Consider the following 18,771-nt stretch of genomic DNA (forward strand, 5'->3'; position numbering starts at 1 on the left):
AAAGTATTGAAGTAACCAGGAATGTAATGGATGAAATAATAAAGGCCGAAATTCTCACCATTGGTGATGAAATTCTGTACGGACAAATACTGGACACTAACAGCCAGTGGATCAGTGATGTGCTGGATCGCGCAGGTATACGCATTACACAAAAAACGACGGTTGGTGACAACGAGTCAGATATCCTCCGGGCTTTCCGGGAAGCAGAAGACCGGGCTGATATCGTCCTGATCACAGGGGGTTTGGGGCCTACCAAAGATGACCTTACAAAGCCTCTTCTCGCCAGGTATTTTGATTGTCCGATGGAGCCGAATCCCGATGCACTGCGTCAGGTATCGGAGTTTTTTCAGTCCAAGGGCCTGGAACTTACCCCTGTAAATGAGCTTCAGGCCACCTTACCCGTATGCTGTGAGGTTGTGGAAAACAAACTTGGTACAGCGCCGGGAATGTGGTTCCATCGTGACGGAAAGGTTTTTGTGTCGATGCCGGGAGTTCCCCATGAAATGAAAAAAATGATGACCGATACGGTCATTCCACGCTTGCACGAAGTGTTCGAAACCGCAGTGATCTATCATAAGCTGATCAAGACCATCGGGATTGGTGAATCATGGCTTGCCAGTAAAATTCAGGACTGGGAAGATGCATTACCTGAAAATATCAGGCTCGCCTATCTGCCCAGCCTTGGCCAGGTAAAACTTCGCCTCACAGCATTTGGGACCGACAGAAGTGTGTTGGAGGAACAGGTTGCTGAACAGATTGAAAAATTAAAGCCTTTGGCCGGAAACTTCATTTATGGGTTTAACGGAGATGAGATTCAGGAAGTGATCGGTCGGATGTTGTGTGATCAATGCTGTACAATCGCCACTGCCGAAAGCTGTACAGGTGGATATCTCTCCCATCTCATCACTTCGGTTCCAGGAAGCTCTGAATATTATGTAGGGTCTGTCATTGCCTATGAGAATACAATAAAGGAAGCCCTGCTGGGAGTTCAGCATCAAACGTTGCTTGATCATGGAGCTGTTAGCGAAGAAACGGCCCTTGAAATGGCTGCCGGAATCCGGAAAAGAACAGGAGCCAAAATCGGTGTATCAACAACCGGCATTGCAGGACCCGGAGGAGGCACTCCCGAGAAACCCGTGGGCACTGTTTGGATTGCTTATGACGATGGAAAAGAGGCCTATGCACGCAAATTACAGCTTTGGAAAGACCGTGATGTGAATATCAGGGCAACCGCTGTTGCGGTATTAAACATGATTCGTATAAGATTATCGAAAACGATTGAAGTAACAGAGTAAAATAGTAAATTTACAGTCGGATTATCCGGAAATGACTTGAGTTTTGTAAATCAAAACACGTTAGAATGGCACAAGTAGAGTTAATTATGCCCAAAATGGGTGAAAGCATAATGGAAGCAACCGTACTCACCTGGTTAAAAAAAGAAGGTGATACTATTGAGGAAGATGAAAGTGTACTGGAAGTTGCGACCGACAAGGTAGATACCGAAGTACCTTCCACCCACGGCGGGGTGCTCACAAAAATTCTTGCAAATGAGGGAGACGTGGTACCGGTGGGAAACCCCATTGCAATCATCACCACAGAAAAAGAAGAAAAATCAGAGTCCAAACCTGCACCACCGGCAGAAGCACCTGCTGTGGAAAAACAACCGGTTGTCGAGAGCAAACCTGCTGCAGCTGTCGTATCCAACGGCAGTGCGAGCAACGGACAGGACGTTCCATCAAATTCAAATGGTCGTTTCTACTCTCCACTGGTAAAAAATATCGCACGGGAAGAGGGTATAGGGAAAGATGAGCTGGAACGAATCCCCGGAAGCGGCAAAGAAGGCCGTGTAACGAAACAGGACATCCTGTCATACCTGGAAACAAGAGGCAGCGAAGTGAGTACGCTCACTGCCCCAGCTCCCGCACAGACGTCTGTACAATCGTCATCACCTGCTCCGAAAGTAAATATTTCTGTAAGCGGGGAGGATGAGATCATTGAAATGGATCGCATGCGTAAAATGATCGCCCAGCGAATGGTTGATTCAAAGCGAATTTCCCCGCATGTGACATCCTTTGTGGAGGCCGACGTAACCGAGATCGTTTTCTGGAGAAACCGGAATAAGAATGAATTCAAAAAACGTGAAGGCGACAACCTTACCTTCACACCCATTTTCATCGACGCAGTCGTAAAGGCGATCAAGGATTATCCGATGATCAACATCCAGGTAGATGGAGACCGAATCATCAAGAAGCGTGATATCAACATCGGATTGGCTGTGGCGCTTCCCAGTGGAAACCTGATCGTTCCCGTTATCCACAATGCAGATCAATACAACATTACCGGGCTGGCAAAAAAGGTGAACGATCTGGCAAAGAGGGCACGAAATAACCAGCTTAAGCCGGATGAACTTTCCGGCGGAACATTCTCCATTTCAAATGTCGGATCATTCGGAAACGTAATGGGTACGCCCATTATCATGCAGCCGCAGGTTGCGATCCTGGCACTGGGGGCTATTACCAAAAAGCCGGCTGTTGTGGAAACTCCCCATGGAGATGCCATTGCAATCCGACATAAAATGTTTCTTTCACACAGCTATGACCACCGCGTGGTTGATGGCTCGCTGGGAGGAATGGTCGTAAGACGCGTGGCCGACTACCTGGAGCGGTTTGATCCCAACACATCTGTTTAATTATTGTACGGAGGGGCATTTCTCCCCTCCTTTTATCTTTTTTATATGAAATTCGGAACCAAAGCAATTCATGCAGGGGTGGAACCTGATCCCTCAACCGGGGCCATCATGACCCCTATTTTCCAAACCAGCACTTATGTTCAGGCATCCCCTGGTAAACACAAGGGCTATGAATATTCAAGAACCCATAATCCCACACGCACGGCGCTTCAAAACAGCATCGCCGCCCTGGAGAACGGGAAATTCGGATTATGTTTTGCTTCCGGGCTGGCCGCTATCGACGCAGTGATAAAATTACTGAAGCCCGGTGATGAAGTGATCGCTGCCAACGACCTGTATGGCGGTACTTACCGGATTTTCAAAAAAGTCTTCGAAAAATATGGAATTCGGTTTCACTTTACCGGAATGAATGATGTAAACGAAATCACTCACCATATCAATGAAAATACCCGGCTCATCTGGCTGGAGACCCCCACCAATCCAATGATGAACGTGATTGATATTGCAAAAGTCGTAGAACTGGCAAAGAAAAATAATATCCTGGTAGCGGTGGATAACACTTTTGCAACCCCTTATCTTCAGAGTCCGCTTGACCTGGGTGCCGATATCGTGATGCATTCTGTAACAAAATATCTTGCCGGGCATTCAGATGTCGTAATGGGTGCCCTTGTGGTGAATGATCCGAAACTTCAGGAAGATTTAGCTTTCATTCAGAACTCTTGCGGGGCAACCCCCGGACCGCAGGACTGTTTTCTGGTTTTGCGAGGAATCAAGACATTGCATTTACGGATGGACCGGCATTGTGAGAATGGCGAAAAGATAGCTCATTACCTGAAGAATCATCCCCGTGTTGAAAAAGTATACTGGCCTGGATTTGAGGATCATCCCAATCACCTCGTTGCAAAAGAACAAATGCGCGGATTTGGAGGTATGATTTCCTTCACCCTGGTGAATGGAAATCAGGATGACGCTTTCCGCGTTATGGAAAAGTTCCATTATTTCTCACTGGCTGAATCCCTTGGGGGCGTAGAATCACTGGCAAATCATCCGGCAACCATGACACATGCCAGTATTCCAAAAGAAGAACGGCTGAAGGTCGGACTGGTAGATTCGCTGATTCGTTTAAGCGTTGGTGTTGAGGATGCGGATGACCTTATCGCAGATCTTGAACAAGCCCTTTCCTGATGATTAAAAAAAGCCTATATCCGGTCGTACTGATTCTCCTCCTGTTGTCATTTAACGGGATGGGACAAAATTTCACGAGACAGGATACACTTCGCGGCTCCATCACCCCTGAAAGAGCCTGGTGGGACCTTGTTTACTATCATCTTGATATTACGGTTGACCCTTCAGATTCAACCATCAAGGGGAGCAATACCGTTACCTACAAAGTGCTGGGAGATGTAACTGCAATGCAGATTGATCTTCAGCCACCCTTAAGAATTACCGGCGTTGAGCAGAATGGAAATGTCCTTTCCTTTCGTCAGGATGGTAATGCCTATTTTATTGACGGATTGAAAAATCAAGGGATTGGGACAATCGGAACGGTTAAAGTACTTTATGAAGGCAAGCCCCGTACGAGTCCCAACCCACCCTGGAGCGGCGGCATTACGTGGCAGCGGGATGAAAAAGGCAATCCTTTTGTTGCCAGCAGCTGCCAGGGGGACGGTGCCAGCCTCTGGTGGCCATGCAAAGATCATATGTATGATGAACCCGACAGCATGCTGATCAGTGTTGCGGTTCCGAAGGGATTAATGGATGTATCCAACGGAAGACTGAGAAAAGTTGAAAAGGGAAAGAAATTCACTAAATATCACTGGTTTGTTGAGAACCCGATCAATAATTACGGGGTGAACATCAATATCGGCGATTATGTACATTTTTCAGAGACATACGAAGGAGAGAACGGTCCGCTTACCATGGACTATTACGTATTGCCTAAAGACGAAAAAGCGGCCCGGGAGCAGTTCAGGGAGGCACCCAGGATGATGGCAGCCTTTGAACACTGGTTCGGGCCCTATCCGTTCTATGAGGATGGGTTTAAGCTTGTTCAGGTCCCCTACCTGGGTATGGAACATCAAAGTTCGGTAACCTATGGAAATGGTTTTCAAAACGGGTATCGGGGCCGTGACCTGAGCGGGAGTGGATGGGGACTGAAATTTGATTTTATCATCGTCCATGAATCCGGACACGAATGGTTTGCCAATAATATCACCTACAAGGATATCGCAGATATGTGGATCCATGAAAGTTTCACAGCGTATTCAGAAAATTTATTCCTGGATTACTATTTTGGAAACGAGGCAGCGGGAGCCTATACACGCGGCACACGTATGAATATCCAAAATAAAGAACCCATTATTGGAGTTTATAATGTGAACCAGTCGGGATCCGGGGATATGTATTACAAGGGTGCCAACATGTTGCATATGATCCGGCAGATTGTGGATAATGACAGCCTTTGGAGGGATGTTTTGCGTGGCCTGAATAAAGAGTTCTACCATCAGACAGTAACCACCCAGATGATCGAGTCGTACCTGATCAACCATACAGGAATAAATCTTGCTCCGGTATTTGACCAATATTTACGCGACGTTCGTGTGCCGGTACTCGAATATGCACGTAAGGGCAATACCCTCTTTTATCGCTGGAATAATACAATCGACCGATTCAACATGCCCGTGGATGTATCCATAAACGGGAAGGACATCCGGCTGAACGCCAACGAAAGCTGGCAGACCTTCGAGGTCTCAGAACTGAATGTTGATTTTTCGGTTGATCCGGATTATTATGTCAGTGCGATGGAAATTAAGTAATTCAGGATTTCCACTTAATGTTACATCCCTGGCTTGGGATTTGATTTTCACTAACGGGATTCCCGTTGACCAGGTCATTGAGTGCCTGTCGCATATCCTTACCATCGAGTGGTTTACCGTTGCCCGGGCGGGATGAATCCAGCTGGCCCCGGTAGACCAGTTTATCCTGGTGATCGAAAAGATAAAAATCTGGAGTACAGGCCGCCTGAAAATCCTTCGCCACACCTTGAGTCTCATCGAAAAGGTATGGAAATGAATATCCCCATTTACGTGCGACTTCTCTCATACGATCCGGACCATCTTCGGGATATTTCTCCACGTCATTTGAACTGATGGCAACAAAGCCGATTCCTTCACCGGAATAGTCCACAGATATTTTTACCAGTTCAGATTGAACATGTTTAACGTACGGACAATGATTGCAAATGAACATGACAAGAGTTCCTTTTTCCCCACGCACATCGGCATAGGACAGGTTTTGCCCTGAAACCGTGTCAGGCAATGTAAAATCGGGTACTTCGGTCCCGAGAGGGAGCATTTTAGAAGGCGTTAATGCCATAGCACTACAAATTTAAAGTCCAAAGATATGGAAATACACCATGGGATTGTGATGGATTCCCTTTAACCTTGCTAAAAACTATCGTTTGAGCATTCAACATGAAACGGATAGGATTGTTATCAGACACACACGGATTTCTCAACCCAAAGATCTGGGAATACTTTCAGGAATGTGATGAGATCTGGCATGCCGGTGATATTGGCACGATTGAAGCAGCAGATGACCTGGAAAAATTCAGGCCTTTACGGGCTGTTTACGGGAATATTGACGGCAAAGACCTTCGTGTACGGTACCCGGAAGATCTTTTCTTCACGCTGGGCGGGGTTCGCGTGTACATGACCCATATCGGGGGTTACCCCCCGCGTTACAATCCCCGGGTCCGTAAAATAATTCAGCAGGAAAAACCGGACCTTTTTATTGATGGTCATTCCCATATCCTGAAGATCATGCGCGACCCTGGCTTACCCAATCTGCTGCACATTAATCCGGGTGCCGCCGGAAAGCAGGGATTTCATAAAATTTCAACACTTGTGCGCTTCAGCCTGGAGGCCGGACGCATATCGGACCTGCAGGTAATCGAATTAGGAAAAAGGGCATAAAAAAACCCGCCTTTTCAGACGGGTATATGATAAACAGGAGCAATTCCCGATCAGGGGAAGATCAGTCCTCGCTCTTGTCTTCTTTTTTCGTTTCTTTCTTGGCTGGCTTGGAAGATTTCTTTTCGAATTCTTCTTTGATCGCCTCAACATCTACCGATTTGATCACCGGCTTGGTATTTAAACGCTTGATGTTGGCCTGACGTACAGAAGCCCTTGTTTTATTTCTCTTTGCTTTTCTCTTAAGTCTGGTAATCGCCATGTCCGTGAATTTTGATCAAATAAGGGTGCAAAGATAATAGAATAATTAATTTAATTAAAAGCTTCTCCAACTATTTTCAGATCACAGGCCGAAAAGTTGAGCCTGTGGCTTCATACTTTTTTTGTAGTTTTGCTTCCATGAGCTCAAAACCATCCTTACCGAAAGGTACCCGTGATTTCGGCCCGGAAGAAATGGCCAGGCGCAATTACATTCTGGATATCATCCGCGGGGTATTTCGCAAATTCGGATTTATGCCGCTGGAAACACCTGCCATGGAGAATCTCGATGTTCTTACTGGTAAATACGGTGATGAAGGAGATCAGTTATTGTATAAAATCCTGAATAGCGGAGACTTTCTTTCCCGTACAACTGAATCTGATTACAGGGATGGCTCCAGGCATTTCGCCTCCCTTATCAGCGAAAAAGGGCTGAAATATGATCTGACTGTACCTTTTGCTCGATACGTGGTAATGAATCAGCACAAGATCAGCATGCCTTTTAAGCGATATCAGATCCAGCCTGTATGGCGTGCCGACCGGCCCCAGCGAGGCCGATACAGGGAATTTCAGCAATGTGATGCAGATGTGGTTGGAACTGATTCCCTTCTCTGTGAGGCAGAAGTGATCTGGATGATACGTGAGGTATTCAATGCCCTTGGTATTATTGATTACAGCATTCGAATAAATCATCGTAAAATTCTCCAGGCCATCGCAGAGGCCATTGGGGCTCCGGGTAAGGAATCTGAATTATGCGTGGCCATTGACAAGCTTGATAAGATAGGTTCTGAAAAGGTAATTCAGGAACTCACCGAACGCGGCTTTACCGCAGAATCTACCAGCCGACTGAAACCGCTGCTCAATGATTCTTCAGCAAACCTCGATAAAATGGAACAATTCATTGGCTCCGGCAATTCAGGGATCAGTGACGTTCGTGAGGTTTTTGATCTCATCAGGTCATCCGGAATGGATCATGTCGATTTCGACCCCCTCCTCGCCCGTGGATTATCGTATTATACCGGCTGCATATTCGAAGTAAAGGTGAATAATGTGAGTGTAGGTAGCGTGAGCGGAGGCGGCCGGTACGACGATTTAACCGGGGTATTTGGATTGCCCGGACTTTCGGGGATTGGGTTCTCATTTGGTGTGGACCGACTGTATGATGTGATGGAGGAGTTGTCTCTTTTTCCGGAATCGGCCAATACCTTTACCACTGCCCTTATTGTGGCATTTGATCAGAACGCCTGGTCGTACGGTTTGGAATTCCTCCGGGAATTGCGTACCGCCGGGATTCACGCCGAGTTATACCCGGAAGTGGCCAAAGCGAAAAAGCAATTCTCCTATGCCGACAAAAAGAATATCCCTTTTGTGCTGGTAGCCGGTGAATCGGAAATGGAAAAAGACGGATTTTCATTGAAAAACATGAAATCCGGAGAACAGGAACTATTGTCGAAGTCAGCCATCATTGAACATCTTATAAGTTTTAATGGTGCGCAATGAGATGATTTATTATTCGTTTTAGTTGAAATCAATTATATTCCGTTTCGAATGAATTTCAGCCGTTTCATATATACACTTAGTCTTGCTGTTTGTTTGTGGCTTGGTTCGGGTATCCCGGCACTGGCCCAGTATTCCAGTGAGAACGGGTTGTATGAGGTGGACGAGATCAGGGGTTGCCCGGGATTAACGATTACGATCACCAACAATAATCCTTCGTGCGACTGTACTGCGGGATGCTCCTGTGATTTTGACTATAATGGGGATGGCAATTTTGAAGTTAAGCCGAATTTTTATGAATACACGTATACAGATCCCGGGACATACCGGATGGAGATCCTGTTTGATGCTGTTTCTGATTTTATCACCATCACCATTGAAGATAAGCCCGCACCAGCATTTGAGATTTATGCCTGTTCCGGAAACAGTATCGCACTCGAGGTACTGGATGATAATTATGATGAATATGAAATTAACTATGGCGACGGAAGTCCGGTAGTCACCATCCCGGTAAATTCTCCGGTTCAAACCCACACCTTTCCCGATGGTCTGGCACGCACCATTACTGTAAAGGGACTCGATGCAGGATGGGCTAATAATTGCAGTCCGGCCATGCGTACCTTCACCCCTGTTCCCTCCCTGCCGGCAGGTCAGATAACAGGTCTGGCTGTTACCAGCGACCAACAAATCACACTCGGGCTTGGTACGCAGGCGGATATCCTTTACAGGATGTATATAGCAACCAACGGAGGGCCGTACACTCTTTTAAAAGAATTCAGTGACACCCGGTCAACGGACATCATTGATCTTCTGTCGACCGATGAGAATTATTATTGCTTCCGGCTTGATGCCATAGACCCCTGCGGCGGTCCAGCCGCCAGTTCTCAGGAGGTTTGCTCCATTCAGCTTTCGGGATTTAATCAGAATAATATTAATCAGCTTGATTGGGCGACCAATACACCCTCGGGAAATTTCAGTATTTACAGAGATGGTGTTTTTCTTTCGTCGGCAATGAATACCGAACGAATGTTAGAGGATCCTGATATTAATTGCGGGATCACTTATTGTTATAATCTTCAGGCATCTTACGGCGGTGCTCTTTCAACCTCGGGAGAGATATGTATACTTGCCGACAACGAGCTGCCTCCTGCTGCTGTTGATCATGTCAGTACGGTACCAAACGGAAATGAAGTGACCCTCACATGGAACTATTCAGCTCCCCCGGGGTCGACAATTTTCAATATATACCGAAGCGGAGACACGCAGGTGCCTGCATTGATTGGAACAACTACCGATTTGACGTTTGTTGATACGCAGGCGGGTAATTCCGGTTTTACGACATATTGCTATGAGGTTTTCCCGGAAGATCTTTGCGGTAATGCCAACACCGAAAATGTCGTTGCCTGTGTAATGCGACCGCAGGGTGCCATTAGTTTGCGTGATGAGGTCCAGATATCCTGGCCCCAATATGAAGGGTATTCAACGGGTGTTGCCTATTACTTTGTCGAAAAATCGTACGACGGGACAAACTTCTTCAATGTACTGCAAACATCGGATACAACATTTACAGAAACAGACAATCAGCCAGATCAGATTCTTTACTATCGTATACATGCGTTCCCAAATGACGGATCCATTCCTGTTTCATATTCGTATACCATCCAGCTTTCAAAATCAAATTTACTGGCATTCCCAGAGGCCTTCACACCAGACGGTGACGGGCTCAATGATGTGCTCGAGATTCGGGCCCGGTATGTGCAATCCTATTCAATTGATGTTTTCAACCGATGGGGGGAACTCATCTTTCACAGTGAGGATATTAATAATCCCTGGAACGGTTTTTATAATGGGGAACGGGTTGCCCAGGGGGCTTATGTTATCAAGATAAGGCTTGTGGACGAATCCGGGCGTGTTACGAACAGGGACGGAAGTATTTTAGTCCTCTCCCATTAATTAGCCCAACAATTCCTACTTTTGTGCGATAACAAAATAATACGGTTATGTTCGATATGATGAAAATGATGGGCAAGGTTAAGGAAATGCAGTCCCGCATGAAGGAAGCCCAGGATAAACTTGCCGACATTGAAGTGGAAGCTGAATCGGGTGCAGGCATGGTGAAAGCTCGCGTCAACGGACAGAAAAAACTCATTTCGGTGACGATCGATGAGTCACTAATGAAAGACGAAGATCGCGAAATGCTGCAGGATTTGATTGTAGCAGCGGTGAACAAAGCAACAGATGAAGCAGAAATTCAGGCCAAAGAGGAGATTCGCAAAAGTACAGAAGGAATCATGCCAAACATTCCCGGACTGGATCTGAGTGGAATGATGTAAATGAAAGACCTGGCAATTGTAATTTTAAATTTCAATGGCAAGGAACATCTGCGACAGTTCCTTCCGTCGGTCATCATGCACAGTGAAGGGGCGCGTATTATTGTAGCAGATAATGCCTCTACAGATGATTCGGTGGCATTTCTAAAGGACGCATATCCTTCCGTAGAAATCATTCAACTGGAGGAGAATCTTGGGTACAGCGGCGGCTATGATCATGTTCTGAAGCAAATCAGTGCAGAATTCTTTTGCCTTCTGAATTCTGATGTGGAAGTTACCAGCGGCTGGCTTGAGCCGGTTTTGCAAATATTCGCTGAAAACGAATCCATTGCCGCTGTTCAGCCAAAAATACTCTCATATTCACAAAAAAATACCTTTGAATATGCCGGTGCAGGCGGCGGTTTCATTGATCAATATGGATTTCCCTTTTGCCGGGGAAGAATCTTTGAGTCCTACGAAAAAGATGAGGGACAATATGATGATTCACGGGAAATTTTCTGGGCAAGTGGCGCATGTTTATTCATTCGGTCTTCGGATTTTCTGTCATCGGGCGGACTTGATGAAGATTTTTTTGCGCACATGGAAGAAATCGACCTCTGCTGGAGACTTTGGGGCATGGGTAAAAAAGTTTATTACCAGGGAGCCAGTACTGTATACCATGTTGGCGGAGGAACGTTGAGCAAGTCAAATCCTAAAAAAACGTACCTTAATTTCAAAAATGGACTAAGCCTTCTCTATAAAAATTATACTGCTGATTTACTGATCAGAACCATGATCATTCGGGTATTATTCGATTTTGTAGCTATTTGGCGTTTCATTTTCATTTTACAATGGCGCCATGCAGGTTCGGTGATCCGGGCCCATGCTGATTTCTGGTCACAAATGAGCCTGAATCGAAAGAAACGATCCGAGAGTCAGTCGCTTATGCGCATAAGCGAGACCCAAGTGATATATAAGGGAAGTGTTGTTTTGCAGTATTTTGTTGGCAGGCGTCGCAATTTCCGGCAACTCAAATCCATTAAGGGGTTTTAAACCTCCTTAATAATACCAGACGGCATTATTTCTTCTGCGCAGGTGTTTGCGCATATTCATAATAAATGCCAGTGCCAGGTATATTAAAACAGGTGATCCGAACGTCAGGAAAGATGCATATATAAAATACATTCGAATACTCGAAGATGATATTCCAAGCTTTTCTCCCATCCGTGTACATACACCAAAAGCCTGCGCTTCAAAAGTATCCTGGAGTCTTTTTAGCATAATTGGTAAAGAGTTAATTAAGGTCTATTTTATAATACACTTAAACGCCTTAAAAAGTTTACTGATCGACATATATGCACATTCACAAATATAATATGCACTTATTCAATTGTACCTTCTAAATTCCTGAAATTTTAGTTAAATTTGCACTCAAATGTTTTATTAAGGAAATAAATAAAGATATTTACACAATTCAACCAGTCATTTAAAAATAAAAACCAATGAGAAAATTATTCTACGCTATTGTACTATTCGGATTGATAGGCCTTTCGGGTTGCGCTCTGAACCAAATGGTTAAAATGGCTGAAGATCAAAACCTCACTGTTTCTCCCAATCCTCTCGAGGTACATGCAGATACGGTAGCTTTTGACATGTCTGCCAACCTACCAGTTAAAATGTTGAAAAAGGACAAAGTGTACACAGTACGCACTTTTTACAACTATGGAGAAAGCGAAGTAGAATTAGAAGCCGTTCAATTCCGTTCCGAAGATTTCCCTAACGCCAAGGAAGAAGCTCCTCAGCAGTCGAAAAGCTATGCATTCCCTTATTCGCCTGCAATGAACCCTGGCGAACTTCAGGTACAGGGTGTGGCGTCCGATCCCAAAAACGGGAAAACAAAGGAAACTCCCCGTATGACCGTAGCACCTGGTTTAATCACAACTTCTAAAATGGTGATTCCGGTTGCTTATGCTGCTGAAGCAGATCACGGTTACAACAATCAGGAAGAGCTGATCCCTACCCGGGTTAATTTCTATTTCAACCAGGGAAGTTCTGTATTGCGCAGTTCTGAAAGAAGCGGTGATATGGGTAAAAAGCTTGACGCGTACATCGCAGCCAAGAACCTTACCCGCACAGTTACCATCACAGGTACTCACTCTCCTGAAGGTCCGGAACGTGTAAACTCCAACCTGGCAAAAAATCGTGCCCAGGCAATCGAGTCTTTCTACCGTCGTGAAATGGACAAATATGATTACGAAGGAAAAGCTGATTCCATCAACTTCATCATTAAGGATGTAGTTGAAGACTGGACTGTATTCAAAGATTCCCTGGCCCTGTATGATGGTCTTTCTTCTGAAGAGAAGTCAGCATGGTTGAATATCATCAATGCTGGAGGAACATACGAGCAGGTTGAAGATAAACTTCATACACTGCCCACATACAACAAGGTATTCCGTGAGCTGTATCCTAAACTGCGTACTGCAAAAACTGAGATCCTTACAGTAAAGGAAAAGAAAACAGATGCAGAGATCGCTGTTCTTGCGAAGCAGGTTGTTGGCGGATCCGTATCTGCTGATACATTATCAGCTGAGGAAATGATGTATGCTGCATCCATGACTCCTTCACTTTCAGAAAAAGAAGCTATTTACAAGGCGGCTATTCAGAAAGAAGACAGCTGGAACGCACACAACAACCTTGCGGCTACATACATCGCAATGGCAAACCAGAATCCTTCGCGCCGTGCAGAATACATGGAAATGGCTGAAACTCAGTTAGAGATTGCAGCAAATCAGAATCCTACTGCTGAGGTTCATGGTAACCTGGCTTCTGTAGCGCTGGCTAATGGCAATCCTTACAAAGCACATGAGCATGTAACCAAAGCACTTTCAATGAGTCCTTCTAATGAGGTAACTCAGGGTCTGAATGGTGTTAAGGGTGCAGCTGAGATCATGATGGCAGATTACACTTCTGCTCAGACTACGCTTGCGAATGCTACTCAAACTAAAGAGAACGTATTCAACAAGGCGCTGGCACAGGTTCTTGATAAGAGATGGCCTCAGGCATACGAGACCCTTCGTGGTGAGTATACCAACACTTACGGATCTGAAAAAGATGAGATGTACGGTAAAGCTGCTTATCTTACAGCAATCGTAGCTGCCCGCCGTCAGGCAGGTGAAGATGATATCGCCACCATCCTGAAGGAAGCATTCTCTGCTGATCCAAGCCTGAAAGAAAAGGCAATGAACGACCTTGAGTTCCTGCAGTACAGAAGCTACCCGCAGTGGACTGACGCGATGAAATAATCGTTTAAAACATCTGAAAAAAGGCTCTTCCGTAAAGGAGAGCCTTTTTTATTTTAACGAAAATTGTTTTTTGATAATCTACGCTGATGTCCTAATTTTGGGGACCGTTTAACAAAGGTAAAAATGAGAGAAATTCAATTCAGAGAAGCGCTCGGCGAAGCCATGAGCGAAGAAATGCGTCGAGATGAAAAAGTGTTTCTTATGGGCGAAGAAGTGGCCGAATATAATGGCGCTTACAAGGTTAGCCAGGGAATGCTTGATGAATTCGGTCCGAACCGGGTAATAGACACCCCTATCGCTGAGCTTGGGTTTGCAGGCGTAGGCGTTGGTGCCGCAATGAATGGACTGAGACCCATCATTGAATTCATGACGTTTAATTTCTCTCTCGTAGCCATTGATCAGGTTATTAACAGTGCTGCCAAAATGATGTCGATGTCAGGAGGACAGTTTAACATACCTATGGTATTTCGCGGACCTACCGGTAACGCAGGGATGTTAAGTTCACAGCACTCACAGAACTTTGAGAACTGGTATGCGAATACCCCGGGTCTGAAGGTAGTCGTTCCATCGAACCCTTACGATGCGAAAGGTTTGTTAAAGTCATCCATTCGCGACAATGATCCGGTTATCTTCATGGAATCAGAATTGATGTATGGCGATAAAGGCGAAGTCCCTGAAAGCGAATACCTGATTCCGATCGGATCAGCAGATATCAAACGCGAGGGAGAGGACGTTACCATAGTCTCATTTGGAAAAACCATGAAGGTTCTTTACGAAGCGGCTGATGAACTTGCCAAGGACGGCATCTCTGCTGAATTGATCGATATGCGTTCTGTACGTCCGCTGGATTATGCTACCGTGGTGAATTCAGTAAAAAAGACAAATCGCCTGGTAATCGTTGAGGAAGCATGGCCGTTAGCAGCGATCAGCTCGGAGATCACCTATCATGTTCAAAAATATGCCTTTGATTTCCTTGATGCCCCTGTGCATCGTGTGAACAGCATGGATGTACCTCTTCCTTATGCACCCACCCTGATTGATGCCATTCTGCCGAATGCAAAGAGAACGATCGAGGCGGTGAAAAGTGTGATGTACGTTAGTTAATTACCTCCGGGAAAAACAAGGCATTAATATAAATGACATTTCTGCGCCCGGAATCCCCCTTGACACGGTGACTTCCCCAGGCGTAAAAAACGTCATTATTGATCGACCATAGCCCGTTCACATCATTTAGCTCATAAACGAGTGATTCATTCTCATTCTTGAGTACCAGTGGGAAAATGAATTCCTCCCCTTTTGTTGAACCAAAGGAAGATTCCGCATAAACAATGCCTTCTTCGTGTTTGTACCCATATCTCAGTACAGTATCATCAAAGGCAGCGGCAGTTAACGGGGCTGCACTCGCCCGGTCCTGCTCCTGAACAGCCATGGAATTATCCCACTTTACTAAACCATTAGGATCAAATCCTACCGACCAGCGTTGCAAAAATTCCGGAATGACCTCGGCATTTTCACTGGGAGATTCAAAAAAGAGCTTTCTGAACAGTCTTAATTTATCCGGATATAGGGCATCTGCAAATACATTGTTTCCATATCCATTGTGTGGGTTGCTTCTCGAACCACCAAAATTTCCATACGAATTCCGAACACGTCTCTGTCTCGCAATCTGCCGTGGCACCAACTGGAACATCTCTATATCCATCAGCAGTTCATCACCCACCAGTTGAAGATCATTGACAAAAAGGACCTTATTGAACTTTATATCATTGCCGCTGACCGACTTGCGCTCTACCTTCTCTGTCAGTCGCTCCTTTTGGTTAACATCGGCATAGTCAAAAAAATGATCAAATTCACTTATGCCATGATAATGTACAACATCCTTATCCTTACCGGGTTGGACGGATACCATGAATGTTCCCTGTGTCAAATTAAGTTTGTTGGATCCGTAAGTACCCGCGATGATGATATTCCCGTTAATAAAACCAAGCGACCGTGCAGTTACCGCTTCATTTTGCATTACAATTGTTTTCTGAAACAGCATTGAAGTACCTCCGTATGTAGTCACATGAAGTAAAATGACATTACCGCTTCTTTCCTGAGTGACCAGATTGATTGATTCCTGATCATTATTTAAGCTTAAATCGAGAAAATCAGCACTTAGTGGTCTCACTGGCAGTAATGAAAGCGTCGATTTACCTTCTTCAAATACCATTATTGTTGGTACTCCGCGAACATATCCGCCAAAATAAATTTTGCCCCTAACAGACATGGCTTTCACCAGATCAAAAGGCAACTCATTTTTAATTGAAAATGGCTGTACCCTGCCGGATGAAAAGTCTATTTTAACTATTTTATAACTTGGGATCTCTATTTCCGACTGCTCATAGATAAGAAACACTTGTTTATTTTCATGTATTACCCGTTTCAGTTCAAAGGAAGGATCGGTAATCAATGTATCTGTCGCGATGGTTCTTAAAAAAGGATCAAGTAAATTGACTTGCACATCGAAAAAATCAACCTTGTGCTCTCCCCTCACTTGTCTCAAAAAAACCAGACCGTTTTCTCCAGCCGGAAAAACCGCAAAATCTTCATTTCGCAAAGAGATATTGGTTTCGTACCGGAGTTGTTTAACCTGGGCAATGGCGGATTGAAGTGCAATTGCACTTACCAGCAAAATGAAAATGAATCGCATAGGCTGTTTGTTATTCCATTATTAGAATAACAATTCTTAGGCGAAAGGTTCTTAAAAAATTACTTTGTTTATAAAAATCACATTCCGTTTTCCTTCGGCACTGGCAACCCGGTGAAATCCCCACACATAAAAGGCATTGTTGAACCAGTATCCGACACCACCGGTCTCTTCATCGGTACTTTTTATATTATCCTGATCTTTTTCGAGGCGTAATGGAATCCAGTTCTCTTCGACCGGTACAGATGAATAGGGAATTGATTTATAAACGATCTCCTCCTCATGCTTATAAAGCATATGAACAAAGCTCCTGTCGGCATAGGCATCTACCATGCTTGAAGTGGATGTTTGCTCCAGGTCTTCAACGACCAGGCTGTTATCCCATTTCACATCTCCATCACCAGACAAACCTATCACGATGGCTTCCAAAAACTCGAATTCCAGTGTATTCTGTATATCATCATACCCGCGATATGCTTCCCTGAAATAACGATATCGGTATGGATTGTAAATGGAAGTAAAACGGTCGTACGGGGAATAATAGTAAGGTACATTTCCACGCTGATAATTCTGATCATAGACCTCTGCAAACAAAACATACTCACCGTTGACCTCTATCATATTGTGAAGGAAAAGCCGAAGACTTAATTTCATATCCTTCCCTCTGCCCGACATTTCAGAAGCCTTTTCTTCCAGACGCTCAGCGCGCCTCGGACTTGTATAGTCGAAGAAATGTTCAAAATTTCCAAAGTCATGGTATTTGACGGTATTATCCTGCCCCTCCGGCTTAATTATAGCAAAATACAGGCCCTGAATAAAGTTGGAATTCTGCGATCCGTAGGAACCCGCTATCGCGATATTTCCGTTAACAAAACCCAGTGTCAGTCCGTCAATAATCTGCAAATTATCCCGCATTTGTACTTCACGTTCAAAAAGAATATCGGAATCATAGCTGTAGGTACGCAGCCGCAGGAAGTATCCAGAATAGGAACGTTCCATGGTCACGATGTTATAGGTGATCCCGTCCATATTGGGCCGCAAATCAATGATATCGCTCTTGGCAGTAAAGTATCCCGGAACTACATCGAATTTCTTATCATTAACGGTGTAGGATAGAATTGTAGGACTCTCACGAACATATCCTGCCATCACCAACCGGTCCTGTACAGCGATTATATTGGTGAGTTCAAATGCCAGCTCATTTTGAATGGCATAGGGTACAATTCTACCGGACTCAAGATCGATCTGAAGGATGAGAAACTCACTTACTATACGATCTGCTTCCACAAAAACAATGTACAGGTGGTTCCTGAAATGCTCATAGGCGCGGAAGTCAAATTTTGACTCAACGGACAGTTCCCTTGTCCACTTTTCTTCGAGGTCAGTATCCAGGTTGGTCAGAATCCATTTGTTTTCCCTGCCACGAACAGAATTGTCTTCGCGCACCAGCAGTATTCCGTATTCACCTCCCGGAATTACCGTGAAGTATTCACCATTGTCTTTCTTTTCCTGTTCATAGCGCGCTACCTGCTCCTGCGCTGAAACTGTTAATGTTAGAAGCAGTAAACCTGCAAAAAGTATCAGAGTTGTTCTCAACATTCAATTCTTGCTTTTCTCAATAATCAGGTCAAATTCATTTTTGGTAACCGGCTGTACGGACAGCCTGGAATTTCTGACCAGCACCATATTGGATAATGCCGGATTCCCTTTTATGTCCGCCAACGTTACGGGCTTCTCAAAGGTGGATTCCGGTTCAATATCAACGGCTACCCACCGGTCGTCATCGGTGGATGGATCCTGATAGGATTCCTTCACCACCCGGGCAATTCCCAAAATACGTTTTTCATTTACACTGTGATAATACAGGGCCAGATCTCCTGATTTCATTTCCTTCATGTAATTCCTGGCCTGGTAATTTCGAACGCCGTCCCAGAATGTCCTTCCATCCCGTAACAAATCATCCCACGAATAGGTGCCCGGCTCTGTCTTTAATAACCAATAGTTCATGTGTTATTTATTGATACAACCAAGATCATTTGGTTAAATTTACATAATT

17 protein-coding genes are annotated in these 18,771 nt (G+C 44.9%); 11 read left to right on the top strand and 6 right to left on the bottom strand.

Features of this window, described 5'->3' with window-relative positions; translation table 11 throughout:
* Positions 1 to 26 precede the first annotated feature (26 nt).
* The 4 genes from LDX50_RS22565 (at position 27) to LDX50_RS22580 (ending at position 5,505) form a co-directional block, all read left to right on the top strand.
* A complete protein-coding gene (locus LDX50_RS22565; protein WP_225698477.1) occupies positions 27 to 1,295 on the top strand; it encodes a competence/damage-inducible protein A in 1,269 nt (422 codons plus the stop codon).
* A gap of 65 nt (positions 1,296 to 1,360) precedes the next feature.
* On the top strand, positions 1,361 to 2,689 hold the full coding sequence (locus LDX50_RS22570) for a dihydrolipoamide acetyltransferase family protein (protein WP_225698478.1): 1,329 nt from the start codon (positions 1,361 to 1,363) through the stop codon (positions 2,687 to 2,689).
* A gap of 45 nt (positions 2,690 to 2,734) precedes the next feature.
* On the top strand, positions 2,735 to 3,874 hold the full coding sequence (locus LDX50_RS22575) for a cystathionine gamma-synthase (RefSeq protein WP_225698479.1): 1,140 nt from the start codon (positions 2,735 to 2,737) through the stop codon (positions 3,872 to 3,874).
* Positions 3,874 to 5,505: a M1 family metallopeptidase gene (locus tag LDX50_RS22580; RefSeq protein ID WP_225698480.1), complete on the top strand. Its 1,632-nt coding sequence runs from the start codon at positions 3,874 to 3,876 to the stop codon at positions 5,503 to 5,505. The genes LDX50_RS22575 and LDX50_RS22580 overlap by 1 nt, the downstream gene beginning before the upstream one ends.
* Before the next feature lies 1 nt (position 5,506).
* On the opposite strand, the gene LDX50_RS22585 is transcribed toward LDX50_RS22580, so the two are convergent.
* Positions 5,507 to 6,064 (bottom strand): thioredoxin family protein, encoded by a 558-nt coding sequence (locus LDX50_RS22585; RefSeq protein ID WP_225698481.1) that lies wholly within the window; start codon positions 6,062 to 6,064, stop codon positions 5,507 to 5,509.
* 98 nt (positions 6,065 to 6,162) lie between these two features.
* Between LDX50_RS22585 and LDX50_RS22590 the strand changes: the two genes are divergently transcribed.
* Complete coding sequence (locus tag LDX50_RS22590) at positions 6,163 to 6,663, top strand: metallophosphoesterase family protein (RefSeq protein ID WP_225698482.1); 501 nt, start codon at positions 6,163 to 6,165, stop codon at positions 6,661 to 6,663.
* Positions 6,664 to 6,724: 61 nt separating this feature from the next.
* On the opposite strand, the gene LDX50_RS22595 is transcribed toward LDX50_RS22590, so the two are convergent.
* On the bottom strand, positions 6,725 to 6,922 hold the full coding sequence (locus LDX50_RS22595; protein ID WP_225698761.1) for a hypothetical protein: 198 nt from the start codon (positions 6,920 to 6,922) through the stop codon (positions 6,725 to 6,727).
* A gap of 137 nt (positions 6,923 to 7,059) precedes the next feature.
* On the opposite strand from LDX50_RS22595, the gene hisS reads away from it, so the two are divergent.
* The 4 genes from hisS to LDX50_RS22615 are packed head-to-tail and all read left to right on the top strand — an operon-like array spanning position 7,060 to position 11,777.
* Complete coding sequence (gene hisS / locus LDX50_RS22600) at positions 7,060 to 8,418, top strand: histidine--tRNA ligase (protein WP_225698483.1); 1,359 nt, start codon at positions 7,060 to 7,062, stop codon at positions 8,416 to 8,418.
* Between the two features lie 48 nt (positions 8,419 to 8,466).
* Positions 8,467 to 10,368, top strand: coding sequence for a T9SS type B sorting domain-containing protein (locus LDX50_RS22605; protein WP_225698484.1), 1,902 nt, complete (start codon positions 8,467 to 8,469; stop codon positions 10,366 to 10,368).
* Between the two features lie 47 nt (positions 10,369 to 10,415).
* Positions 10,416 to 10,748: a YbaB/EbfC family nucleoid-associated protein gene (locus LDX50_RS22610; protein ID WP_225698485.1), complete on the top strand. Its 333-nt coding sequence runs from the start codon at positions 10,416 to 10,418 to the stop codon at positions 10,746 to 10,748.
* On the top strand, positions 10,749 to 11,777 hold the full coding sequence (locus LDX50_RS22615) for a glycosyltransferase family 2 protein (RefSeq protein ID WP_225698486.1): 1,029 nt from the start codon (positions 10,749 to 10,751) through the stop codon (positions 11,775 to 11,777).
* A gap of 6 nt (positions 11,778 to 11,783) precedes the next feature.
* Here LDX50_RS22615 and LDX50_RS22620 read toward each other — a convergent pair whose 3' ends face one another.
* On the bottom strand, positions 11,784 to 12,005 hold the full coding sequence (locus tag LDX50_RS22620; protein ID WP_225698487.1) for a PspC domain-containing protein: 222 nt from the start codon (positions 12,003 to 12,005) through the stop codon (positions 11,784 to 11,786).
* Positions 12,006 to 12,226: 221 nt separating this feature from the next.
* On the opposite strand from LDX50_RS22620, the gene LDX50_RS22625 reads away from it, so the two are divergent.
* Together LDX50_RS22625 and LDX50_RS22630 are read left to right on the top strand one after the other, a co-directional pair.
* Complete coding sequence (locus LDX50_RS22625) at positions 12,227 to 14,026, top strand: hypothetical protein (protein ID WP_225698488.1); 1,800 nt, start codon at positions 12,227 to 12,229, stop codon at positions 14,024 to 14,026.
* A 123-nt stretch (positions 14,027 to 14,149) separates the two neighbouring features.
* Positions 14,150 to 15,130 (top strand): pyruvate dehydrogenase complex E1 component subunit beta, encoded by a 981-nt coding sequence (locus LDX50_RS22630; protein WP_225698489.1) that lies wholly within the window; start codon positions 14,150 to 14,152, stop codon positions 15,128 to 15,130.
* Here the strand turns inward: LDX50_RS22630 and LDX50_RS22635 are convergent.
* The 3 genes from LDX50_RS22635 to LDX50_RS22645 are packed head-to-tail and all read right to left on the bottom strand — an operon-like array spanning position 15,123 to position 18,722.
* Positions 15,123 to 16,718 (bottom strand): hypothetical protein, encoded by a 1,596-nt coding sequence (locus LDX50_RS22635; protein WP_225698490.1) that lies wholly within the window; start codon positions 16,716 to 16,718, stop codon positions 15,123 to 15,125. The two genes, LDX50_RS22630 and LDX50_RS22635, sit on opposite strands and share 8 nt — an antisense overlap.
* A gap of 51 nt (positions 16,719 to 16,769) precedes the next feature.
* Positions 16,770 to 18,314 (bottom strand): hypothetical protein, encoded by a 1,545-nt coding sequence (locus tag LDX50_RS22640; protein ID WP_225698491.1) that lies wholly within the window; start codon positions 18,312 to 18,314, stop codon positions 16,770 to 16,772.
* Complete coding sequence (locus LDX50_RS22645; protein ID WP_225698492.1) at positions 18,315 to 18,722, bottom strand: EVE domain-containing protein; 408 nt, start codon at positions 18,720 to 18,722, stop codon at positions 18,315 to 18,317.
* Between the last annotated feature and the right edge of the window lie 49 nt (positions 18,723 to 18,771).

It is taken from the genome of Fulvivirga sedimenti (genome assembly GCF_020328055.1).